Consider the following 22582-nt stretch of genomic DNA (forward strand, 5'->3'; position numbering starts at 1 on the left):
CGCATGACTCCCCAGCAGCCGACCGCGGCCCTCCCGGACGCCTCGACCAACCCGGTCCAGGCGAAACTGGAGGCGCCGCTGTCGCTGCGCGAACGCAAGAAGCTGAAGACCCGCCAGACCATCCGCCGCGAGGCGTACCGGCTGTTCTCCGAACAGAGCTACGAGAACACCACCGTGGAGCAGATCGCCGCCGCCGCCGAGGTCTCGCCGTCCACCTTCTTCCGCTACTTCGCGACCAAGGAGGACCTGGTCCTCTCCGACGAGTACGACCCGGCGGTGATCGCCGCCCTGCTGGAGCGGCCCACCGACGAACCCTTCCTGACCTCCTGCCGGGAGGCCATGACCAGCCTGATCCGCGAACTGCTCCAGCACGAACGCGAGGAGCTGTTCACCCGGATGCGGCTGGTCACCGAGGTCCCAGCGCTGCGCGCCGGGATCCACCGCAGCGGCAACAACCCGCAGGCCCTGTTCCTCACCGTGCTCACTCGGCGGGCCGGCGTCGAGGAGCCCACGTACGACATGCGGGTCACCTCCGCCGCCATCGCCGCGGCCACCGCCGAAGCCCTCCTGCAGTGGGCCGCCGGCGGGGGCCGGGAGTCCATCGCGGACCTGATCGACCACACCTTCGCGCTGCTGGAGAGCGGCTTCGCCGGGGTCTGAACCCAGGGTCCACAACCGGGCCCGACGACAGGCAGCGGGGCCCGGCCCTGTCGGCCGGGCCCCGCTCCCCCCTCACCCGCGGCGGATGCCCGCCCTCCGCCGCAGGCCGGCGCCCGCGCCCGCCAGTGCGGTGGCGCCCAGGGCCGCGGCCGCCGTCACGGCCGGCAGCACCGAACCGCCGCCCGCCGCCGGCTCCGACGCGGCCACCGGCTGCGCGGCGGCCACCGGCTGCGAGCCGGCGTCCACCTGGTAGCCGCCGCCCTTGCCCGCCCGGTCGTACGCCGAGCCGGGCAGCTTGTCCCCGTACCGCTGGTGCACCAGCTGCTGGTACGCGGCCAGCGACACCCCGCCCGCGCCCACCGAGCGGCGGGCCTCGTCGTCCAGCGGCAGCACCCGGCCGTCGCGCAGCACGTACCAGGCGTTGACCTGCGGCTCGCGGAAGGCGGTGCCGCCGCCGCTGCCCGCCGCCTTCGCCGCGTAGTCGCTCTCGTCGCCGCCCGAGGCGATGTTGACCACCCGCCAGGCGTCGCCCTGCCGGACCGTCCAGACCGAGGCGGTCTGCCCGTCCGCCGCGACCACCTTGCTGGCGGTGAACTCCGCCTTCGCCACCGGCGCGCCCGGGGTGCCGGCCACGAAGCCCGCGTCCAGGACGTACACCGCCACCGTGTCACCGGCCGGCTGCGGCGCCGACGCGCTCGCCGCCCGCGCTTCCTCGGCGGCGCCGATGGTCAGCTGCTGGGTCGGCGGGACGCCCTTGCGGGCGAAGAAGTGGCCGACCTTGTCGAGGACGGCCGGATCCTGGACCGCGCTGCGGGCCCGGGCCAGCTCGGCGGCGGGCAGCGGGGCCGGGGCGGCCGCCGGGGCGTCGGCCGCCGGGGCCGGGGCGTCGGCGTGCGCGGCCGGGGCGAGTGCCAGCGCGAGGCCGGCGGTGAGCAGGGCGCCGGCGGCGGCCCGACGGAGACTACTGAGCTCGGTCATGGTCGCCCCTCACGCGCCGATCCGGTACAGGGAGTGGGTCCACGAGAACGTGTCGTTGTTCACGTAGTACCAGTAGTCCGCCCAGTTGTAGCGGTAGTTGGACGGCCACGGGTCACCCCAGTAGACCCAGTTGTTCCCGGTGTCGTAGCCGTACAGGACGTGCATGTGCCCGCCGCCGGAACTCCACTGGATGCGGGTCTCGACCGGCCGGTCGGCGTCCACCTCGGCCTGCACGGTGGTGTAGCGCAGGTAGCCGGTGACGTAGGAGCCCGGGTTGATGCCGACCCAGTTCAGCCCGTTCTGCACATCGGCCAGCGTGGCCTGGCTGTTGGGGCAGCTGGAGTTGATCGAGCGGCCGAACGCCGCGTTGCAGAACTGGTTCTGGCTGTAGCTGTAGCCGAACCAGGTCGCGATGGTGTTCCCGCTCGCCGCCCAGCACCAGTTGGTCTGCTGTTGCTGCTGCATGGTGATGTTGAGCTTCTTGAACGTGCCGGCCGGATCGGCCGTGCTGCCGGGCGCGGCGGCCTGGCGGACCTGGTGTGGGGCCCGGTCCTGAGTGGGGGCGGCTGTGGGGGCGGCGATCGCGGGCGCCGCCACTGCGGCGGTGAGCACCGGGCCCAGCACGCCGAGGGCGAGCACCGAGACCGTACGGCGCAGCCGTATCCGTGGAACTGGCATGGGGGAAATGCCTCCTTGCACGAGTGGTGCGAGTGCTGTGTGGGGGCGCGGTCCGGATCGCGCCCCGAGCATCGCGCCCCGCCCGGAGACGGGTCAACGGGCTTGGCGGAAGGCCTGGTTCAGGTGTGAACGGGCGGACGCCGATGTGAACCCCGCCCCGCGAACCCCCGCGTAACACGCCCGGACCGGTGACAAACCGCCGCCCCGATGTGAATATTCACGGTCAAAACACGGTCAGCCCGCTTCCCCCCTCCGAGGAGGCCGCCATCCACCGCAGCGACCACGCCGACCTCGCCGCCGCCCTGCGCACCGGCCCGTTCCACCTCGCCCTGCGCACCGCCATCACCGTCCGCGGCCTCGCCCTGCACCGGATCCGCCGCCACCTCGCACTACGCGGCGTGAACGTCGGCCTCACCAGCCTCAGCTACTGGCAACAGGGCCGCCGCCGCCCCGAACGCCCCGAATCCCTGCGCGCCGTCGCCGCCCTCGAAGACGTCCTCGACCTGCCCGAGCACTCCCTCACCCGACTGCTCGGCCCCCGCCGCGCCGCCGACACCACCCCGGCCGGCCCGCCCGTACGCCCCTACCGCGACCTCATCACCCCCGCCACCGCCGTCGACGACCTGCTCGCCACCATCGCCGGCCCGCGCGACACCGGCCTGCACACCATCACCCACATCGAACGCATCCGGATCGGCCCCGACCGCCGACTCACCCGCCGCGACTCCCAACATGCCCTACGCGCCCACCGCGACGGCATCGACCGCTACCTCGCCCTCTACCAGGGCGACCCCGGCAGCGACATCACCCTCGTCGGCGTCCGCGCCGAGGAGAACTGCCGCCCCGGCCGCGTCCGCCGCGACCAGGCCCACCACCTGCTCGCCGCCGAACTCCTCCTCGACCGCCGCCTCCGCGCCGGCGACACCCACCTGCTCGGCTACGGCTTCGACGATGCCCCCTCCCCCGACCCCAGCTGCGAATACGTCCGCGGCTTCAACTCCGGGGCCGGCCAGTACGTCCTCCAGGTCACCTTCCACCCCGCCGCCCTCCCCGTCCGCTGCCACCGCTTCGCCCTCCACTCCCCGGGCGAAGCCCCGTACGAGTCCGAGGAGTTGACCCTGGACGGCCACCACTGCGTCCACCTCGTCGCGACGGCGCTGCGGCCGTGCATCCTGGGGATCCGGTGGGACTGGGAGTGACGGCGGTCAGTGCGACCAGTACGGGTCGTCGAGGTCGGGCGCGGGCTCAGGGCTCGGCCGCTCGCCGATCGGAGGGGCGCCGTAGTCCTTCTCGGGCTGATAGCGCACCAGGAAGAGCTCCGCGCTCAGGCTCACCGCGACGTAGGAGTCAGCCGTGGAGCTGGTCACCGAGAGCGTGAACAGGACGTCACCGCGTCCGGAGCAGTGCAGTTCGGTGTAGTGCCGCGCCAGGTGCTCCACCGTGACGTCGGATCTCCGGCAATCGCCCCAGAGCTGCTTCATCCGTTCCAGCAGCACCTCGGTCTTCGCCGGGGCCACCTTCGTCCGGACGGAGACGACTTCCCTGACGCCGGACAGCAGGCTCGGCTCACCGTCAGCGTGCTCCGGCCTGCGGTCCACGGCGTAGAAACCGCCGAAGTAGCTCACCGGTGGAGCGATCGCTCCCATGGCCGCCTGAAGGGTGTCGTCGAGCTGCGCCTTGGTCTCGCGCGGGCTCCGGGCGTTCTCCCGGTCCTTCAGGGCCATCGGACCGTAGCCGTTGTAGAACAGCCCCACGCCGGTGGCCAGGACGAGCACCGTCGCCACGGAACAGCCCAGCGCGCGTCGCGGCCGCTTCACCCGCGTTGGCCCGTCAGCTTGACGCCCCCGCTGCCGCTGACGATCGCCGCGATGTTGTCCAGCGAGGGCCCGCCACGTCCGTTCAGGTACTTGGTGTGCGCGTCGATGGGGTTGCCGCGGCTCCAGTCGTCGACGGTGAAGCGGTTCGCGCCGAAGTGCTTGCTGGACGGATCCCGCCCGTACCAGCGTTCGTCCGGGTCGATGCTGAACTTCGACGGGGCGTGCGTCACGATGTCGTTGGCGGCGGCACCGACCCAGACGTGGCCGGAGGGCATCTTGAGGTCGGAGGCCTTGTCCGCTCCGACGCCCGGGCTGCCGATGAAGACCACGTCGTCCGGCGGCGCGTAGTGCGAGCCCGGTTGGGTGGCGAGCTTGGTGGCCTGCCCGACCAGGTACGAACCGTAGCTGTGCCCGACCGCGGTGATGTGCGCAGGCTGGGTGCCTTCGTGACTGGCCCGCACTCCGCCGAGGAACTTCGCGTACGCCGGGGCGCCGTCCTTGCCCGCCTTCGTCGATGCCGCCCCGAAGTCCATCCCCGGCGAGTCGTACCCGAGCCAGACGATCGAGGCGACGGAGTGGCCGGCCGGGGCCTTGCGGCTCGCCGCGCGGTAGAGGTTCAACGCGTTCTCCGCCTCGTTGGTCCCGTCGTTCTCCCCCGGGCCGAGGCTGTCCATGGTGGTGGTGATCCCCGGCACGTAGGCGGAGATGTCGGTGGCGGTGTCCGGGTTCCCGTAGGAGAGGACGGCCCGGCCCTGACCCTCGCCGCCGAGTCCGAGCAGGTAGATCGGTGGTTGTTCTCCCTCGTGCTGCCGCAGGCGCGCGTCGATGGGCCCGTAGAGGGCGAGCAGGTCCTTCTCTCCGGCGTTCAGCTCGCCCGGCTTCTTGTCTCTGATGGAGTGCATCAGGGCTTCCAAGCGGTCACGGTTCACCTTGTCCCGCACGTCCGCCGGAACGCCGTCGAGGTTGCCGAGCACCTCCGGGTGGTGGCTGAGGAACCACTGCTGCCCCTCCGGCCCGAGGCCCTTCCACCAGGAGTTGACCTCGGTGGGGGAGGCGTCCTTGTCCGGTATGTTCCGCTGCCAGAGGGGATTGGCTCCCTCGGCCCAGGTCTCCAGGTACGCGTCGGCACTCGCCGTCTTCTCGTCCAGGCCGGACTTGTCCGTGGCGTGGCCCGCGAACCGCTTCAGCTCGGAGGCCAGGCCCTCGTCGGCGCGGGTGGCCTCGGACAGCGCCGTGCCGATCCGCTTGCCGATCTCCTCGGCGGCTGCCTTCTGCTTGGCCTGCCAGTCGGTGGCCTGGTACGGATTGGTCGACGGGGGCCAGCTCACGGTGCCGTCGTCGCCGACCGTGAAGCCCTTGGCCTGGGCATCGGCGAGCGCCTGCTTGAGCTTGCCCTGGGCGAGCGTGAAGGAGTCGGTGTAGTCCCGCAACTCCTTGCCGATGCAGCTGAGCTCGGTCATCGCGGCGTTCAGCTTGGTGGTGATGCCGTCCAGGACGGGGATCGCCGCGGCGGACGCCGGACCGCTCCAGCCGGATCCGTGGACCCGGTCGGTGGTACCGCTCTTCCAGTCGGCGGCGTGCTGGGCATAGGCCTTGCACAACGCGTCGTAGGCGTCGGCCGCCGCATAGAGGTCCGCCGGTTTCGCGTTCCTCAGACTTACGAGGTCCATGACGTTCCCCCGTCACCTGTGAGTGTCCCCCGTGGCACTCGTGGCTACGATAACCCCGCCAGCCGACACAGTGTCAGGAGGGGCGATGCCCAGCGATCCAGGATTCACCGTCAAACCGGGCGAGTTGACCGCCGCCGGGAACAACGCGCTGGCGGTGGCCGGGAAGGTCCCCGACGAGACGGCGAAATTGGCGGAGCCCAGCGACAAGGCGGCCGGGGGCCTGGCGGGCTGGCAGAGCGGGGCGGCGCTGCAGGGGTGCAGCACGGCCTGGAAGTCGCTGCTGGACGGTCTTGCCGGCGACATGAAGACGGCCGGGGGCAACCTGATCGCCTGCGCGCAGACCTACGTGAACGCCGACCACCTGCCGGCGCCCACCGCGGCGGGCGCCGACGACCCGTTCCGGACGAAGGTGGTCGGCGTCCATCCGACCAAGGACGCGTAACTCCCTTACTGTGCCCGGAAGTCCGTGATCAGGCAGTCCTCCACCGGCAGGTACCCGATCTGCTGGTAGATCGAGTTGCTGGTCGGGTTGGCCAGGTCGGTGTAGAGCAGAACCTCCTCTGCTCCCAGGGTGAGGACGTACGCGGAGGCGGCGGCCGTGACGGCGCTGCCGTAGCCGCGGCCGCGGTGGTCGGTGGGGGTGTAGACCGGGCCGATGCGGGACATTCCGACGAGCACCGGGCTGCTGGCGGCCAGGGCGACCGGGCCGCCCTCGTCCTCCCACAGGTGGAGGCTGCCGGCCGCGATCCGCTCGTCCACCGTCCTTGGCACGTTGGGCAGTTCGACCTTGGCCTCGGCCCCGAACTCCTCGTACCAGCGGATCGCCAGCTCGCGGTCGGCCGGTGCGGCCAACCGGTGCCGGCCTGCGGGCGGCCGCGGCGGGTCGGTCAACTCGCCGAGCCGGTAGAGCCGTTCCTCGACGCGCACGGACTGCTCGGTGCCGGTGGCGGCCGTCCAGGCCGCGGCGAAGGCGCGGACCGTGTCCGCCGCCCCGCCGACCCCGGTCACGGTGGTGAACCCGGGCCCGGCGGCCGCCAGTCCGAGCGCCAGCTCGGCGGCCGCGGCCTCCGGCATGCAGGAGAGCCGGGGGTCGAACGGGGGCGTCTGCAGGAAGGCGCCGCCGACCGGGCCGCCCTCCTCGGCCCGCCACCAGCCGAAGACCGGTGGCTCGCCGAACACGTCCAGCCCGGCCTCGGCCAGCCGGTGCACGATGGTGAGCAGGACGGTGTTCTCGGCGGGGCGGGCGGCGAGGAAGGCGCCCGCCTGGGCCCGGAAATCGTCGAGGGAGGTACTGAAAGTCCAGGTCATGGCCCATGTTCGCCCCGACCTGCCCACTCCCGCCAACGATTATTCGGGCTCCTGCCGGCCCCGCGCTCCTGCTGGCTCCGGGCTACTCGACCGTCGACGCCGGGCTGTTCGACCGCCGCGCCCGGCTACTCGACCGCCGCGCCCAGCCGCTGGGCCAGCGCCGCCGCGTCGGTGGTCGGCGCGTCGCAGGCGAAGTGCCGGCAGACGTACGCGGCGGGCGCCCCGCCGACCAGCGGCCGGTCCGCCAGCAGGGGGACCTCGGTGTCCCCCGGCTCGCCCACCGCGACCACCGCCCCGGGCGCCGTCCCGAGCAGCGCGGCCCGCCGCAGCGCCGCCGTGGCCGGGTCGCCGGCCGGGCCGACCACGGCGACTTCGCGCGGCCCGTCGAGCAGCGCCTCGGCGACGGCGAGGCCCCAGCCGATGAACCGCGGCGCCCGCCCGGCGAGCGCGCCGACCACGCCGAGGGCCCGTTCGGCGGCCGTCCGGTGCCGGTCGGAGCCGGTGTACGCGGCGTAGGTGAGCAGCGCGCCGGCGGCGGCCGTCCAGCCGGACGGGGTGGCGTTGTCGGTCGGGTCCTGCGGGCGGCGGATCAGCTCCTCGGCGTCGTCGGCGGTGTCGTAGAGTGCGCCGGAGGCCTCGTCGGTGAAGTGCTTGAGGACGGTGTCGAGCAGGCCGCCGGCCAGTTGCAGCCACTCCGCGGCGCCGGTGACGGCGTACAGCGCGAGGAAGCCCTCGGCGGTGTCGGCGTAGTCCTCCAGGACGCCCGTGTTGGCGCCGGCCCGGCCGTCCCGGGAGGTGCGCAGCAGCCGGCCGTCGGGGGTGAGGTGGACGGCGAGCAGCAGGTCGGCGGCGCGTTCGGCGGCTTCGACCAGGTCGGGGCGCTCCAGGAGTGCGCCGGTCTCGGCGAGCGCGGCGATGGCGAGGCCGTTCCAGGCGGCGACGACCTTGTCGTCGCGGGCGGGTGCGGGCCGCGCCGCGCGGGCGTCGAGCATCCGGGCCCGGATCGCCTCGTACTCCGCGAAGGCCTCGGCGCCGGCCCCGGCGGACTCACCGGGCTCGGCGAGGAGTTGGAGGACGGAGGTGCCGTGCTCGAACGTCCCGTCCGCCGTGACCGAGAACAGCCGGGCGGCGGTGGCCGCGTCGGCGGGGCCGAGCAGGTCGACCAACTGGCCGGGCTCCCACACGTAATACGCGCCCTCGGTGGACTGCCCGGTCTCCTCGTCCAGGCTGTCGGCGTCCAGCGCGGAGGCGAACGCGCCTTCGGGGGTGCGGAGTTCGCGCAGCAGGAAGTCCGCCGTCGACAGCGCGACCCGCCGTGCGAGCGCGGACCCGGTGGTCCGCCACAGGTGCAGGTAGGCGCGCAGCAGCAGGGCGTTGTCGTAGAGCATCTTCTCGAAGTGCGGCACGACCCAGCCGGCGTCCACCGAGTACCGGGCGAAGCCGCCGCCGAGCTGGTCGTGGATGCCGCCGCGGGCCATCGCGTCGCCGGTGCGGACGGCCATCTCCAGCGCCGCCTGGGAGCCGGTGCGCGCGTGGTGGCGCAGCAGGAACTCGATCACCATGGCCGGCGGGAACTTGGGCGCGCCGCCGAAGCCACCGCGGGCCTGGTCGAACTCCCGGCTGAGCGTCACCAGCGCCTGGTGCAGGTCGGCCTCGCCGGGCGGGTTGTGGGCGCCGGCGGAGTAGACCGCGGCCCGTTCGGCGAGGTCGGCGCGGATCCGCCCGGCGACCTCCGCGACCTCCTGTCGCCGGTCCCGCCAGGCCGCGTCCACGCCCTCCAGCACCTGGCGGAAGGACGGCATGCCGTGCCGGGGCGCCGGCGGGAAGTAGGTGCCGAAGTAGAACGGCTCCTTGTCGGGCGTGAGGAAGACCGTCATCGGCCACCCGCCCTGCCCGGTGGCGGCCTGCACGGCCTCCATGTAGACGGCGTCGACGTCCGGCCGTTCCTCCCGGTCGACCTTGACCGCGACGAACCGCTCGTTGAGGTACCCGGCGAGCCCGGCGTCCTCGAAGCTCTCGTGGGCCATCACGTGGCACCAGTGGCAGGCCGCGTACCCGACGGACAGCAGAACGGGCACATTGCGCCGCCGCGCCTCCTCGAACGCCTCCACCCCCCACTCCCACCAGTCGACCGGGTTGTCGGCGTGCTGCAGCAGGTACGGCGAGGTCGCGTCCGCGAGACGGTTCGGCATGCCCCCATCCTCGCGCATCGGCGCGGGACGGGACGGCAGTCTTACTCCTTCGGGGCCTCCGGCTCCTCCGCGAAGTCGACCTTCTTGAACTGCCGGTTCATCGACTTGGCCAGGAACCACGTCGCCACGCCGAGGGCGGCGAAGACGACGAAGCCGAGGAGACCGGGGGTGACCTTGGCGTCGTCGACGGCGAGGTCGGCGGCGAGGCTGATGAGGTTCACGGGGGCGCTCATATCTCTATGGTGGCCCGGCTCACGGGGAGCCGGGCCATCGGGGGGTGGTTCAGTCGCGCGTGTCGGCGGCCTCGGCCGCCACGGTGGGGGTGCGCAGGCCGGCGAACAGGTCGTCCTCCGGCAGGTCCACGTCGACCAGGGTACGGGCGAGCTCGTAGTCCTCGGTGGGCCACACCTCGCGCTGGACCTCCAGCGGGACGCGGAACCACGGGCCGTCCGGGTCGATCTGGGTGGCGTGGGCGATCAGCACACGGTCGCGGGTCTCGAACCAGTCGTCGCAGCGGACCCGGGTGGTGATCTCGCGCTCCTTGCGGCCGCTCTTCTCCCAGCCCTCGATCCACTCGCCGTACGGCGACTCGTGGCCGTGCTCGGTGAGGTACTGGTGCAGGGCCCGGATGCGGCCCATCGGGAAGCCGTGGTTGTAGTACAGCTTGAGCGGCTGCCAGGGCTCTCCGGCCTCGGGGTAGGCGTCCGGGTCGCCCGCGGCGTCGAAGGCCAGCATGGTGATCTTGTGGGTCATGATGTGGTCCGGGTGCGGGTACCCGCCGTTCTCGTCGTAGGTCGTGATGACCTGCGGCTTGAACTCGCGGATCAGCCGGACCAGCGGCTCGGCGGCCTCCTTCACGTCCTGGAGGGCGAAGCAGCCCTCTGGCAGCGGGGGCAGCGGGTCGCCCTCGGGCAGGCCGGAGTCCACGAAGCCCAGCCAGGCCTGCTTGATGCCGAGGATCGCCCGCGCCTCGTCCATCTCCTTGCGCCGGACCTCGTGGATGTTCTCCTCGATGTACGGGTCCCCCTGGAGCTTGGGGTTGAGGACCGACCCGCGCTCGCCCCCCGTGCAGGTGGCCACCAGCACGTCCACACCCTGTTCGACGTACATGGCCATGGTGGCCGCGCCCTTGCTGGACTCGTCGTCCGGGTGGGCGTGCACCGCCATCAGTCGCAACTGCTCAGTCAACGCCTTGCGTTCCTTCCACATCCTCGGGCGTTCCGCGGAGTCCGGGTCTGCCCACCGTACGAACCGCTCACTTCGGGACCGCGTCGCCGCGGGGCCGGCCTGCGCAAGTCGCCGACCAGACCGAGCCCTGCCCCCGCCGGACCGGCCGCGGGCGTGCCCCTCCTATAGTGACGGACTGGAGGTCCGTCGCATTCCCCCGCTCCGCTCCGCGCGGCCCCTCCCCCAGGAGAGGACAGAGTCCGATGACTGCACAGACCACCGCCGCCTCGCTGCCCGAGGGGCGCTACGGCCGGGGCGGCGACCGCGACTCGGACCGCCGTCTGAAGGTCGTCGGCGCGGTCTGCGGCGTGCTGGGCCTGGGCCTGATCGCCTGGCTGGGCGGTTCGTACCTGCTGCGCGAGACGAAGATCAACGGCTCGGTGCCGACCTTCCAGGTGCTCTCCGACTCCGAGGTCCAGCTGCACCTCACCGTGCGCAAGGGCGACGGGCAGGCCGGCACCTGTACGGTCCGTTCGCAGGGCGACGACCACGCGGTGGTCGGGGTGGCCGACTTCCCGGTCCCGGCGGCGGGCGACAGCTACGACGCCGTGGTCACCCTGCGCACCACGTCCCGCGGCACCACCGCCGAGCTGCTGGGCTGCACGCCCGCCAAGTAGGGCGCATATTCGCTCCGGGGAGCGGGCATCCGTAGGAGGTCCCGCACACCGTCCCGCGCACCGCCCCGGCCCCCGATCCCCGCCCCGCAGCCCCGGCCCGCAGCCCCTCCCGCGCACCGTCCTGTACACCGAGGCGTAACGCCGCCGTCAATGGCGCGCCAACGGCCCTCCCGCTTGTCGGCAGGACTTGTTAGTCTCGTGGTTTCGCCCCTTCCGCACCGGATGGTACGGGAGCGGGCGTTGCTTTGTAGTTGAGACCGATATCACCACCATCCAGCCCTGCTGACGACTCACACCCTCAGCACAGTCCCAGCACCTACGAGGAGCACCCGTGACCCAGACCAGTGAGAACGTGACCTGGCTCACTCAGGCCGGCTACGACCAGCTCAAGGCCGAGCTGGATCACCTGACCGGGCCCTGGCGCATCGAGATCGCCCAGAAGATCGAGGCGGCGCGCGAGGAGGGCGACCTCAAGGAGAACGCCGGCTACCACGCGGCGAAGGAGGAGCAGGGCAAGTACGAGCTGCGCATCCGCCAGCTGACCCAGCTGCTGGAGCGCGCCAAGGTCGGCGAGGCCCCGGCCGACTCGGGCGTGGTGGCCCCGGGCATGGTCGTCACGGTCGCCTTCGACGGCGACGAGGACGACCTGATGGAGTTCCTGCTCGCCTCCCGTGAGGTCGCGGGCGCCGACGACCTGGACGTCTACTCGCCGCAGTCGCCGCTGGGCCGCGCGATCGACGGCAAGCAGATCGGCGACGAGGCGACCTACGACCTGCCGAACGGCAAGCCGGCCATGGTGAAGATCGTCAAGGTCGTGCCGCACGCCGGCTGATCCGGCCGCACACGGCGGAGGGCGGTCGCGGAGTCAGGGACTCCGCGGCCGCCCTCCCGCGTCGACGGCGTCAACGGCGCTGCCGCGTCAGGCCGTGGACGAGCGGTACTTGCGCACCGCCAGCCACGAGAACACCGCCGTGATGACCACCGACCAGAGCACCGACACCAGCGCCGCGTGCTGCATCGGCCAGGCCGGGTCCACCGGCCCGACCTGGTTGCCGAACAGCACCCGGCAGGCCTGCACGGTGGCACTGAACGGGTTCCAGTACGCGACTCCCTGCAGCCAGCCCGGCATCGAGGTGACCGGCACGAAGGCGTTGGAGACGAAGGTCAGCGGGAAGAGCCAGATCAGCCCGGCCGAGGTGGCCGCCTCGGGGCTGCGCACCGACAGGCCGATCAGCGCGCCGATCCAGGAGAAGGCGTAGCCGACCAGGAGCAGCAGGGCGAAGGCGCCGAGCGCGTTGAGCACCCCGTCGTGGATCCGCCAGCCGACCAGCAGGGCGACCAGGCCGAGCACGACCAGGGTGAACGCGGTCTGCACGAGGTCCGCCAGGGTGCGGCCGACGAGCACCGCCGAGCGGGCCATCGGCAGCGAGCGGAAGCGGTCCACCAGGCCCTTGGTCATGTCCTCCGCGATGCCGGCCGAGGCGCCGGCGACGGCGAAGGTGACGGTCTGGGCGAAGATGCCGGCCATCAGGAACTGGATGTACGTGTGGGAGCTGGAGTCCGCCCCGGGGATCCGGATCGCCCCGCCCATGACGTACGAGAACAGCAGCACGAACATGACCGGCTGCATCAGGCCGAAGACGACGATCTCCGGGATGCGGGTCATCCGGCGCAGGTTGCGCTTGGCGACCACCCAGGAGTCGTGCAGGGTGGCGGCCAGGCCCCGGCGCTGTGCGGGCACCGCCGCGCCGATGGCGTGCGCGGTGGAGCTGCCGGAGCTGCCGGAGGTGCTGGTGGTGCTCATCTCAGCGCTCCTCTCCGGCCGCGACGGCCTGCTTGTCCGGTCCCTGACCGTCGATGCCGTCGGTACCGTCGATGCTGTCGGTGCCGTCCGTGCCGCCGGACTTGTCCTTGTCCCGGCCGCCCCGGCCGCGCCGCTTGGCGGCGGCGCCGCCCTCCTCGTCCTGCTGTTCGGCGACGTGGCCGGTGAGGGTGAGGAAGACGTCGTCCAGGGTCGGTCGGCGCAGCCCGATGTCGTCGATCTCGATCCCGCGGGCGTCCAGTTCGCGGATGGCGTCGGCGAGCACCCGGGCGCCGCCGCTGATCGGCAGGGTGATCCGGCGGGTGTTCTTCTCCACCGCGGGCTCGCTCAGCGCGTAGCCGGACAGCGCTGCGACGGCGTCGGCGACCAGGCCGGGCTCGTGCACGACGACCTCGATCCGCTCGCCGCCGATCTGCGCCTTGAGCTGGTCGGCGGTGCCGCGCGCGATGACCCGGCCGTGGTCGACCACCGCGATGTCGTGGGCGAGCCGGTCGGCCTCCTCCAGGTACTGGGTGGTGAGCAGCAGGGTGGTGCCCTGCTCGACGAGGGTCTCGATGACCTCCCAGAGCGCGAGCCGGTTGCGCGGGTCGAGGCCGGTGGTCGGCTCGTCGAGGAACATCACCGGCGGCCGGACGACCAGGGCGGCGGCGAGGTCCAGGCGGCGGCGCATGCCGCCGGAGTAGGTCTTGGCGGTGCGGTCCTTGGCCTCGGTGAGGTTGAACCACTCCAGCAGTTCCAGCGCGCGCGCCTTCGCGTCGCGGCCGCTCATCTGGTAGAGCTCGCCGACCATCGTGAGGTTCTCGAAGCCGGTCAGGTACTCGTCGACCGCCGCGTACTGGCCGGACAGGCCGATCAGGCTGCGGACCCGGTTGGGGTGCTTGAGCACGTCGACCCCGGCGACCACCGCACGGCCGGAGTCGGGTCGGAGCAGGGTGGTGAGGACCCGCACGGTGGTGGTCTTCCCGGCGCCGTTCGGGCCGAGCAGCCCGAGCACCGTGCCCTCGGGGACGTCGAGGCTGACGCCGTCCAGGGCTCGTACGTCGCCGAAGGTCTTCACCAGGTTCTCGGCTTGGATGGCTGGCGCCATGGCCTGCCTCATCTCCTCGGACGTATGGAGCGATCTGTCCCACTCTGCCCCGGTTTCAGGCACGCGGGCGACTCGATTCTCGACCCGCGGGACTCGAACGCGATGTATCGCGAGTCTCCCAGTACGCGATATATCGCGTCAAGGGATATCGGGGGCCGTCCCGGGATGCGCGGGATGCTGAGGGCCGTCCCGGGATGCCGAGCGAGTCGAGGGGTCCGGCCCCGCCGCCCGACGCCTACTCGGAGACGACGTACCCCGAGTCCCGCAGCTCCCCGACCACCGCCGCACAGTGCTCCGGCCCCTTGGTCTCCAGGTGCAGGTCCACCTCGACCTCGGCCAGCCCCAGCCGCGGATCGATCCGCACGTGCGCCACGTCCAGCACGTTGGCGTCCAGCCTGGTCAGCACGCCCAGCAGGTCCGCCAGCGAGCCCGGCTTGTCCGCCAGCCGCACCCGCAGCGACAGGTAGCGCCCGGCCGCCGCCAGCCCGTGCCGCAGCACCCGCTGCATCAGCTGCGGGTCGATGTTCCCGCCGGACAGCACCGCCACCACCGGGCCCTCGAAGGAGTCCGGCTGCTCCAGCAGCGCCGCGATCGGGGCCGCCCCGGCCGGCTCGACCACCAGCTTCAGCCGCTCCAGGCCGAGCAGCAGCGCCCGCGAGAGCGCGTCCTCGGAGACCGTACGGATGCCGTCCGCCAGCGTGTTGATCACCTCGAAGGGGATGTCCCCCGGGCGTCCGACCATGATCCCGTCGGCCATGGTCGCGAAGTGCTCCAGCGACACCGGCCGCCCGGCCGCCAGCGAGGGCGGGTACGCGGCGGCCGAGGCCGCCTGCACTCCGATCACCCGCACGTCCGGCCGCAGCGGCTTCACCGCCGCCGCGATCCCGGCCAGCAGCCCGCCGCCGCCCACCCCGACCAGGATGGTCCGCACCTCGGGGCACTGCTCCAGGATCTCCAGCCCGACGGTCGCCTGCCCGGTGACGACGTCCCAGTGGTCGAAGGGGTGGATGAACACCGCGCCGGTCGCCTCCGAGTAGCGCTGCGCGGCCTGCAGCGCCTCGTCCACGGTGGCGCCGTGCAGCCGCACGTCGGCGCCGTACTCGCGGGTGGCCGCGACCTTCGGCAGCGGCGCCGCGACCGGCATGAACACCGTCGAGTGCACCCCCAGCAGCGCGGCCGCCAGCGCCACCCCCTGGGCGTGGTTCCCGGCACTCGCCGCCACCACCCCGCCGGCCCGCTGCACCGGTGAGAGTCCCGCGATCCGCACGTACGCCCCGCGCAGCTTGAAGGAGCCGGTGCGCTGCAGGTTCTCGCACTTCAGGTGCACCGGCGCGCCGATCAGCCCGGAAAGGTACCGGCTGCTCTCCATCGGGGTCACCCGGGCGATCCCGGCGAGCATCTTCTGGGCGCCGCGGACGTCGTCGAGGGTGATCGGCCAGTTGTGCATGCCGCCAAGGGTAGAGCGCCCGCCCCCGGGCCGCAGACCGGCAATCCGGGGCGCCGGGCCTGTTCCCGGGCCCGCCGTGCCCGCGTACGCTGCTGCTTCTGAGCCTCCCTCACCGCACGACGATCGTGAGCCGCGATGACGACGACCTCGCCCCAGGCCACCGACCGCACCGACCCCGTGCACACCCAACTCCAGTACCAGCTCGCGGTGTTCGCCCGCCGCATGGAACAGGTCCGGACCTCCGGCGGCGGGGTCGGAGCGCTGGACCGGGCCGCCTACCTGCTGCTCGACCGGCTGGAGCGGCACGGGCCCGCCAACGTCAAGGCGCTGGCCGAATCCCTGGGCGTGGACTCCTCCACCGTCACCCGCCAGGTCGCCCCGCTGGTCGCGGCCGGGCTGGTCGGCCGGGTGCAGGACCCGGCCGACCGCCGTGCCGTACGGCTCGCGCTCACCGCGCACGGCGTCGGCCGGCTCGACGAAGTCCGCTACGGGCGGGCCGAGTTGACCCGCCGTCTGGTGGCCGACTGGCCGCCGGAGGAACAGCGCGCGTTCTGCGCCCTGCTGGCCCGCTTCAACCACGCGATGGAGTCGTACACGGCGGACCAGCAGGGGCAGTGAACGGCTTCAGGCCCTGACGGGCCTCAGCCCAGCGCCTGCGTGAGGTCGGCCAGCAGGTCGTCGATCGACTCGATGCCGACCGAGACGCGCACCAGGTCGGCCGGCACCTCCAGCGGGGAGCCCGCCGCCGAGGCGTGGGTCATCCGGCCCGGGTGCTCGATCAGCGACTCGACGCCGCCGAGCGACTCGCCGAGGGTGAACAGCTGCGCGCGGTTGCAGACCTCGACGGCCGCCTCCTCGCCGCCCGCGACCCGGAAGGAGACCATGCCGCCGAAGGCCTTCATCTGCTTGGCGGCGATGTCGTGGCCGGGGTGCTCGGGCAGGCCCGGGTAGAGCACCTGGCTGACCTTGGGGTGGCCCGCCAGCAGCTCGGCGACCTTCTCCGCGTTGGCGCTGTGGCGGTCCATCCGGACGCCCAGCGTCTTGATGCCGCGCAGCACCAGCCACGCGTCGAACGGGCCGGAGACGGCGCCCATCGCGTTCTGGTGGTACGCGACCTCCTCGCCGAGGGCCGCGTCGGCCAGCACCAGCGCACCGCCGACCACGTCCGAGTGGCCGCCCATGTACTTGGTGGTGGAGTGCACGACCGCGTCCGCGCCGAGCGCGATCGGCTGCTGCAGGTACGGGCTGGCGAAGGTGTTGTCGACCACCAGCAGCGCGCCGACGCCGTGCGCGATCTCGGCGAGCGCGGCCAGGTCGGTGATGCCCAGCAGCGGGTTGGAGGGCGTCTCCACCCACACCGCGCGGGTGTTGGGGCGCAGCGCCTCGCGGACGGTGGCCAGGTCCTGGGTGTTGGCCACGGAGAACTCGACGCCCCAGCGGGTCAGCACCTTGGCGAAGAGCCGGAAGGTGCCGCCGTAGGCGTCGTTGGGGATCACGATGTGGTCGCCCGGCTTGAGGATGGTCCGCAGCAGGGTGTCCTCGGCCGCCAGGCCGGAGGCGAAGGCGAGACCGCGGGCGCCGCCTTCGAGCGCGGCGAGGCACTCCTCCAGCGCGGTGCGGGTCGGGTTGGCGCTGCGGCTGTACTCGTAGCCGCCCCGCAGGCCGCCCACCCCGTCCTGCTTGTAGGTGGACACCTGGTAGATCGGCGTGACGACGGCCCCGGTCTGGGGGTCTGCTTCCTGACCCGCGTGGATGGCGAGGGTCTCGAAGCCCTGGGGAAGCTGGTGCTCGGTCATGGGTCCGAGCCTAATGGCCGAACGCCATCACGCCCTTACGAACCGGAAACCGGCACGGACCCGCAGGTGGGAGCGGTGGTGCGGCGCGCGCGGATCCTGCTGCGCCGGTCCCCGGTCGAGGCGGACGGCCGCTCCCGGAATCCGCGGGCGGCCGTTCGCGTTGCACACTGCGCCACGTTTCCCGACCAGCTGGAGCAGGCCGTGCTGTTCAACCGCCACAAGACCTCGCTCGTCCCCGCCGACCAGGCGCTGCCCGGCCGGGCGGCCCCCGGCTTCGACCTGCGTGAGCCGCACACCGTCCTCGGGCACCCGCTGCCCGGCCCCTACCCGGAGGGCCTGGAGGTGGCCGACTTCGGCCTGGGCTGCTTCTGGGGCGCCGAGCGGACGTTCTGGCGCCTGCCCGGCGTCTGGACGACGCTGGTCGGCTACCAGGGCGGCTACACCCCCAACCCGACGTACGAGGAGGTGTGCAGCGGGCTGACCGGGCACACCGAGGCGGTCCGCGTGGTGTACGACCCGGCGGTGGTCTCCTACGAGCGCCTGCTGAAGACCTTCTGGGAGGCGCACGACCCGACGCAGGGCAACCGCCAGGGCAACGACGTGGGCACCCAGTACCGCTCCGCCGTCTACACCCACTCCCCCGCCCAGGCGGAGGCCGCGGCGGCCTCCCGGGACGCCTTCCAGCCGGCCCTGACCGCGCTCGGCTACGGCCCGATCACCACCGAGATCGCCCCGGCCGGCCCGTTCTTCCCGGCCGAGCCGTACCACCAGCAGTACCTGTCGGAGGCCAAGAACCCCAACGGCTACTGCGGTCTCGGCGGTACCGGCGCCTCGTGCCCGATCGGCGTCGCCCGCACCCAGGGCTGACCGGCCGCCGACGACCCGAGGTGACCGCTCCCTGGTCCGGGCGCAGACTGGAAGGGCCAGCAAGGGCGGCCCGGCCACCTACTGGTGGCCGGGCCGCCCTCCCTCCGGGGAGAGGAACGCGTCATGTCCGGTCTGGTCCGCAAGAGCTTCGACGATCCCGAGGAAGTCCGCCCGTTCGAGGAGGGCAAGGGGGAGCTGCGCCTCGTCGACCTGGACTCCGGCCCGGTCGGCCGGGCGGTGTTCGAGCCGGGCTGGCAGTGGTCCAAGCACGTGAAGCCGATCGCCAAGACCGACAGCTGCCAGGCCGCCCACCGCGGGTACGTGGTCTCCGGCCGGATGAAGATCGTCATGGACGACGGCCAGGAGGCCGAGTTCGGCCCCGGCGACTACATGGTCTGCCCGCCCGGGCACGACGCCTGGATCCTCGGCGACGAGCGCTGCGTCGTCATCGACTGGCAGGGCTTCGCGGATTACGCGAAGCGCTGAGGCGCGCGGTGTCGCCGCTCGGCACCGTGCCCGGCCCGGCGGGGTGTCAGACGGCGCTGCCGGCCTTCCAGTCGGCCCAGCCCAGGTTCCAGCCGTTCAGGCCGTTGTCCGGGGCGACCGTCTTGTCACCGGAGTTCACGACCTCGACCACGTCGCCGACCATCGAGGACTTGTAGAACGTGTAGCCGTCCGTGCCGCTGTCCTGCGCGCCCTTGGCGTCCTGCAGGCCGACGCAGCCGTGGCTGGTGTTCTGGCCGCCGAAGATCGACGCCGAGGACCAGTAGTTGCCGTGGATGAAGGTGCCCGAGGTGGTGAGGCGCTGGGCGTGCGGCACGTCGGCGATGTCGTACTCGCTGCCGAGGTTGACGGTCTGCGAGTTCATCCGGGTCTGCGTGTACTGCTCGGAGATGACCATCTTGCCGCCCCAGGTGGTGTGTTCGGGCGCGCCGCCGGAGATCTTGTAGACCGCGCTGACCTGGCCGTCGGTGGTGACGGTGAGCTTCTTGGTGCCGAGGTCGGCGACGCTGGTCTGGGCCCGGCCGATGGTGAACCGGACGTCCTTGGACTGGGTGCCGTACACGCCCTTGGCGCCCTCGACGTCCTTGAGCCGCAGCTTGAGGGTGACGGCGGTGCCCTTGGCCCAGTACTCCTGCGGCCGGAAGTCGAGGCGGGTGCTGGAGAACCAGTGCCCGACGATCTCGACGCCCGGCTCGGCTATCACGGTGATCGCCTGCTGGACGGCCTTCTTGTCGGTGATCGGCTTGCTGAAGTTGATCGAGACGGGCATGCCGACGCCGACCGTCGAGCCGTCCTCGGGGGTGAAGTAGCCGACGAAGGTGTTGGCCGGGGTCGCCGTGGTGAAGACGGCGTTGGAGTCCGCCTCCAGCTTGTCCTTGTCGAGGGCGACGGCGGTGACGGTGTACTTGGTACCGCTGGCGGGCGCGGCGGCCGAGGTCCAGCCGGTGTTGTCGGCGGAGAGCTGGCCGGCCAGTTCCTTGCCGGTGGAGTCGACGACCCTGACGCTGCTCAGGGTGCCGTTGCTGACGGCGACCTTGACCGGGTCGCTGAAGCTGGCGGCGGCGGCCCCGTCCGCGGGGGTGACGGTGATGACGGCGGCCGAGGTCCTGGGGGCGCTGCTGCCGCCGGAGCCCGGGGCGCCGCTCGCGCTGCCGCCGGTTCCGCCGCCGTTCCCGCTGCCGCTGTCGCTGTTGTCGTTGCAGGCCGCCAGCAGCAGGACGGGTGCCCCGATCAGTCCTGCGAGGACACCGCGTCGGCTCCAGCTTCCCCGGGCCGCCCGCCCCTGACCGTCCCGTGCCGTCACGTCGCGTCTCCCTGCTGATCATCCCGGGCATTTACGGATACAGAAACGCATTCCGCCCGTTCACGGTTCCATCCCGAAGGGTAAGCGATCGTATGAGATGGCCCAACTTCCCGCCGAACATGGACAAAACGCCCGGCCTGCCGTTGGCAGACCGGGCGTTCACGAGCCGTGACGGCGAACCGCCGTCACTCGGCGGACTCCTCCAGCGCGTACTCGTCCCACTCCTCGCTCTCGGGGTCGAACTCGGTCTGCGCCGACTCCCAGGTCGCCGAGGCGAGCTCCACACCGGGGACCTCGCCGAGCAGCGCGACGGGGTCGATGAAGTGCGCGAGCGAACCCGACGGGTCCACCTCGATGGCCTCGACGGACTGGGCCCGCTCCTCGTCGTCGAGGTACTCGTCGTCGGACACCGCCTGCAGCGCCGCCGCCTTGAGCGCGCCCTCGTCGGTGATCTCCGCGATGAGCTCGATCTTGACCCGGACGTAGCGCGGGGCGTCCTGGTCGGTCGTTTCAATGCTGGTCATACGTGCGAGCGTACGGGAAGCGCGGGAGCCGCGGGCGGACGCACCGGTGGGGCCGGCCCCTCGGAGAAGGACCGGCCCCACCATTCCCCGCTTGGGCTCCCCCACCCGGGAGCCGCGAGGACGCGCCCTACGGCGCAGTGCGGCCGCGGGAGCCGCCGCACCCTGTGGACCGGCCGGAGCCGGGCAGGGGCGGGACGACGGCGCCTCCCGCGGAGGGAGGACACAGCGGCCGGGTCAGGGCCACCCGATGTGTCCGGAGCCGACCGCGATCGTCCGGGGAGCCGCTCCCGGACGGTTGCCGTCGCCTCGTTCGGCGTCCTGCCGTTGACCACAACCATGACGGACCCGTGTTAACCGCGTGCTGCGGGGAGGTGACGCCGGTGTACCACTTCGCCCGTGGACGAATCCTCCGGATCCGTCCACGGGCGCGGGGCGGTGACTTCGCGTCAGTGCGCGGCGCGACCGGTCAGGAAGCCCAGCAGGTCCTGGCGGGTGACGATGCCCTGCGGCTTGCCCTCGACCAGCACGACGGCCGCGTCGGCCTTCTCCAGCACGGTCATCAGGTTGGTGACGGTCTCGCCCGAGCCGACCACCGGCAGCGGCTTGGACATCACCTTGTCCAGCGTGTCGGTCAGCTCGATCTCCTTGGCGAAGATGCCCTCCAGCAGCAGCTTCTCCACCACCGAGCCGATCACCTCGCCGGCCATGATGTCCGGGTGCCCGGCCCCGGGGGAGACCACCGGCATCTGGGAGACGCCGTACTCGCGCAGCACCCGGACCGCCTCGGCGACCGTCTCGTTCGGGTGCATGTGGACGAACTGCGGGACGCCGCCCTGCTCGATGGACTCCTTGCGGGCCAGCACCTCGCCGATGTGCGCCTCGTCGGTGGCCGAGGGCAGGAAGCCGTAGTCGGCCATCCAGTCGTCGTTGAAGATCTTCGACAGGTAGCCGCGGCCGCCGTCCGGCAGCAGCACCACCACGACGTCGTCCGGCCCGAGGTCCTTGGCGACCTCCAGCGCGGCCACCACGGCCATGCCGCAGGAGCCGCCGACCAGCAGGCCCTCCTCCTTGGCCAGGCGGCGGGTCATCTGGAACGAGTCCTTGTCGGAGACGGCGACGATCCCGTCCGCGACGCCACGGTCGTAGGCGGTCGGCCAGAAGTCCTCACCGACGCCCTCGACCAGGTACGGCCGGCCGGTGCCGCCCGAGTAGACCGAGCCCTCCGGGTCGGCGCCGATCACCTTGACCTTGCCGCCGGAGACCTCCTTCAGGTAGTTGCCGGTGCCGGAGATGGTGCCGCCGGTGCCGACGCCCGCCACGAAGTGGGTGATCTTCCCGTCGGTCTGCTCCCACAGCTCCGGGCCGGTGGAGTGGTAGTGCGAGGCCGGGTTGTCCGGGTTGGAGTACTGGTCCGGCTTCCAGGCGTTCGGGGTCTCCCGGACGAGGCGGTCGGAGACGTTGTAGTACGAGTCCGGGTGCTCCGGGGCGACGGCGGTCGGGCAGACGACCACCTCGGCGCCGTACGCGCGCAGGGTGTTGATCTTGTCGGTCGAGACCTTGTCCGGACAGACGAAGATGCACTTGTAGCCCTTCTGCTGGGCCACGATCGCCAGGCCGACACCGGTGTTCCCAGAGGTCGGCTCGACGATGGTGCCGCCCGGCTTGAGGGCGCCCGAGGCCTCCGCGGCCTCGATCATGCGCATCGCGATGCGGTCCTTCACCGAGCCGCCGGGGTTGAAGTACTCGACCTTCGCCAGCACTGTCGCGCTGATGCCCTCGGTGACCTTGTTCAGCTTGACCAGCGGCGTGTTGCCGACCAGGTCGATGATCGAGTTGTGGTACCGCACGGGGGTCCTCCCGGTCTATGGGCATGCGAGTGCTTTCGGTACTGCAAAGCCTAGGGCGTGGCCCGCGCCCCAGCGCTCCCGCTGTCCGCCTCCGTCAACAGCCGACCCGCCGCCCCTCCCCGCGCCCCGCGCGGCGGCCCCCGATGGCCCACTCCCGCAGGTACTCCCGACCCCACCGCCCCCGCGCCCCTCCTCCCCTCCTCCCCACCCCGCGCCCCGCACAGCGCGCAGCGCCCCC

The 22582-nt window shown here is 72.3% G+C and carries 23 protein-coding genes; 8 read left to right on the forward strand and 15 right to left on the reverse strand.

Translation table 11 applies throughout. From position 1 onward, the window contains the following. The first annotated feature begins 3 nt into the window (after positions 1-3). Positions 4-660, forward strand: coding sequence for a TetR family transcriptional regulator (locus OP86_RS23075; RefSeq protein WP_030055372.1), 657 nt, complete (start codon positions 4-6; stop codon positions 658-660). Positions 661-732: 72 nt separating this feature from the next. On the opposite strand, the gene OP86_RS23080 is transcribed toward OP86_RS23075, so the two are convergent. Both OP86_RS23080 and OP86_RS23085 read right to left on the reverse strand, forming a co-directional pair. Beyond that, positions 733-1638: a hypothetical protein gene (locus OP86_RS23080; protein ID WP_030258519.1), complete on the reverse strand. Its 906-nt coding sequence runs from the start codon at positions 1636-1638 to the stop codon at positions 733-735. Positions 1639-1647: 9 nt separating this feature from the next. Beyond that, positions 1648-2316: a papain-like cysteine protease family protein gene (locus tag OP86_RS23085; RefSeq protein WP_078589004.1), complete on the reverse strand. Its 669-nt coding sequence runs from the start codon at positions 2314-2316 to the stop codon at positions 1648-1650. 266 nt (positions 2317-2582) lie between these two features. On the opposite strand from OP86_RS23085, the gene OP86_RS23090 reads away from it, so the two are divergent. Then, complete coding sequence (locus OP86_RS23090) at positions 2583-3515, forward strand: hypothetical protein (RefSeq protein ID WP_030055375.1); 933 nt, start codon at positions 2583-2585, stop codon at positions 3513-3515. Between the two features lie 6 nt (positions 3516-3521). On the opposite strand, the gene OP86_RS23095 is transcribed toward OP86_RS23090, so the two are convergent. Both OP86_RS23095 and OP86_RS23100 read right to left on the reverse strand, forming a co-directional pair. Next, complete coding sequence (locus OP86_RS23095; RefSeq protein WP_030055376.1) at positions 3522-4100, reverse strand: hypothetical protein; 579 nt, start codon at positions 4098-4100, stop codon at positions 3522-3524. Between the two features lie 29 nt (positions 4101-4129). Next, positions 4130-5803, reverse strand: a complete 1674-nt coding sequence (locus OP86_RS23100) for an alpha/beta hydrolase (protein WP_030055377.1) — start codon at positions 5801-5803, stop codon at positions 4130-4132. Positions 5804-5888: 85 nt separating this feature from the next. Between OP86_RS23100 and OP86_RS33805 the strand changes: the two genes are divergently transcribed. Then, positions 5889-6245, forward strand: coding sequence for a hypothetical protein (locus OP86_RS33805; RefSeq protein ID WP_157849820.1), 357 nt, complete (start codon positions 5889-5891; stop codon positions 6243-6245). A 5-nt stretch (positions 6246-6250) separates the two neighbouring features. Here the strand turns inward: OP86_RS33805 and OP86_RS23110 are convergent, their stop codons facing one another. The 4 genes from OP86_RS23110 to mca form a co-directional block, all read right to left on the reverse strand. After that, positions 6251-7111, reverse strand: coding sequence for a GNAT family N-acetyltransferase (locus tag OP86_RS23110; protein WP_030258515.1), 861 nt, complete (start codon positions 7109-7111; stop codon positions 6251-6253). Positions 7112-7236: 125 nt separating this feature from the next. Next, positions 7237-9303: a thioredoxin domain-containing protein gene (locus tag OP86_RS23115; protein ID WP_033333000.1), complete on the reverse strand. Its 2067-nt coding sequence runs from the start codon at positions 9301-9303 to the stop codon at positions 7237-7239. 41 nt (positions 9304-9344) lie between these two features. Beyond that, entirely contained in the window at positions 9345-9536 is a 192-nt protein-coding gene (locus tag OP86_RS23120; protein ID WP_030055382.1) for a hypothetical protein, read from the reverse strand. A 49-nt stretch (positions 9537-9585) separates the two neighbouring features. Further along, a complete protein-coding gene (gene mca / locus OP86_RS23125; protein ID WP_051830455.1) occupies positions 9586-10491 on the reverse strand; it encodes a mycothiol conjugate amidase Mca in 906 nt (301 codons plus the stop codon). Between the two features lie 242 nt (positions 10492-10733). On the opposite strand from mca, the gene OP86_RS23130 reads away from it, so the two are divergent. Then, positions 10734-11147: a DUF4307 domain-containing protein gene (locus tag OP86_RS23130; RefSeq protein WP_030055384.1), complete on the forward strand. Its 414-nt coding sequence runs from the start codon at positions 10734-10736 to the stop codon at positions 11145-11147. Between the two features lie 331 nt (positions 11148-11478). Further along, positions 11479-11979, forward strand: a complete 501-nt coding sequence (gene greA / locus OP86_RS23135; RefSeq protein WP_030055385.1) for a transcription elongation factor GreA — start codon at positions 11479-11481, stop codon at positions 11977-11979. Positions 11980-12066: 87 nt separating this feature from the next. Here greA and OP86_RS23140 read toward each other — a convergent pair whose 3' ends face one another. The 3 genes from OP86_RS23140 to ilvA all read right to left on the reverse strand — a co-directional run bounded on the left by OP86_RS23140 (position 12067) and on the right by ilvA (position 15503). Next, positions 12067-12951 (reverse strand): ABC transporter permease, encoded by an 885-nt coding sequence (locus OP86_RS23140; RefSeq protein ID WP_051830449.1) that lies wholly within the window; start codon positions 12949-12951, stop codon positions 12067-12069. A 1-nt stretch (position 12952) separates the two neighbouring features. Continuing rightward, positions 12953-14056, reverse strand: coding sequence for an ATP-binding cassette domain-containing protein (locus tag OP86_RS23145; RefSeq protein ID WP_078589002.1), 1104 nt, complete (start codon positions 14054-14056; stop codon positions 12953-12955). 235 nt (positions 14057-14291) lie between these two features. Next, the gene (gene ilvA / locus OP86_RS23150; RefSeq protein ID WP_030055387.1) at positions 14292-15503 is read right to left on the reverse strand and encodes a threonine ammonia-lyase; all 1212 of its coding nucleotides are present in this window, start codon (positions 15501-15503) and stop codon (positions 14292-14294) included. 135 nt (positions 15504-15638) lie between these two features. Here ilvA and OP86_RS23155 point away from each other — a divergent pair, with 135 nt between their 5' ends. Continuing rightward, a complete protein-coding gene (locus tag OP86_RS23155; protein ID WP_051830450.1) occupies positions 15639-16121 on the forward strand; it encodes a MarR family winged helix-turn-helix transcriptional regulator in 483 nt (160 codons plus the stop codon). Between the two features lie 23 nt (positions 16122-16144). On the opposite strand, the gene OP86_RS23160 is transcribed toward OP86_RS23155, so the two are convergent. Next, a complete protein-coding gene (locus OP86_RS23160) occupies positions 16145-17299 on the reverse strand; it encodes a cystathionine gamma-synthase (RefSeq protein ID WP_030055388.1) in 1155 nt (384 codons plus the stop codon). 201 nt (positions 17300-17500) lie between these two features. Between OP86_RS23160 and msrA the strand changes: the two genes are divergently transcribed. Both msrA and OP86_RS23170 read left to right on the forward strand, forming a co-directional pair. Then, positions 17501-18166, forward strand: a complete 666-nt coding sequence (gene msrA, locus OP86_RS23165; protein WP_030055389.1) for a peptide-methionine (S)-S-oxide reductase MsrA — start codon at positions 17501-17503, stop codon at positions 18164-18166. Positions 18167-18289: 123 nt separating this feature from the next. Continuing rightward, positions 18290-18652 (forward strand): cupin domain-containing protein, encoded by a 363-nt coding sequence (locus OP86_RS23170; protein ID WP_030055390.1) that lies wholly within the window; start codon positions 18290-18292, stop codon positions 18650-18652. 46 nt (positions 18653-18698) lie between these two features. Here the strand turns inward: OP86_RS23170 and OP86_RS23175 are convergent, their stop codons facing one another. From OP86_RS23175 to OP86_RS23185, 3 genes are all read right to left on the reverse strand, one after another. After that, entirely contained in the window at positions 18699-19973 is a 1275-nt protein-coding gene (locus OP86_RS23175) for a L,D-transpeptidase (protein WP_030258500.1), read from the reverse strand. 185 nt (positions 19974-20158) lie between these two features. Next, complete coding sequence (locus OP86_RS23180; RefSeq protein WP_030055391.1) at positions 20159-20497, reverse strand: hypothetical protein; 339 nt, start codon at positions 20495-20497, stop codon at positions 20159-20161. A 446-nt stretch (positions 20498-20943) separates the two neighbouring features. Continuing rightward, positions 20944-22344, reverse strand: a complete 1401-nt coding sequence (locus OP86_RS23185; protein WP_030055392.1) for a cystathionine beta-synthase — start codon at positions 22342-22344, stop codon at positions 20944-20946. Positions 22345-22582: the final 238 nt, after the last annotated feature.

Source organism: Streptomyces novaecaesareae, assembly GCF_000716875.1.
Lineage (GTDB): Bacteria > Actinomycetota > Actinomycetes > Streptomycetales > Streptomycetaceae > Kitasatospora > Kitasatospora novaecaesareae.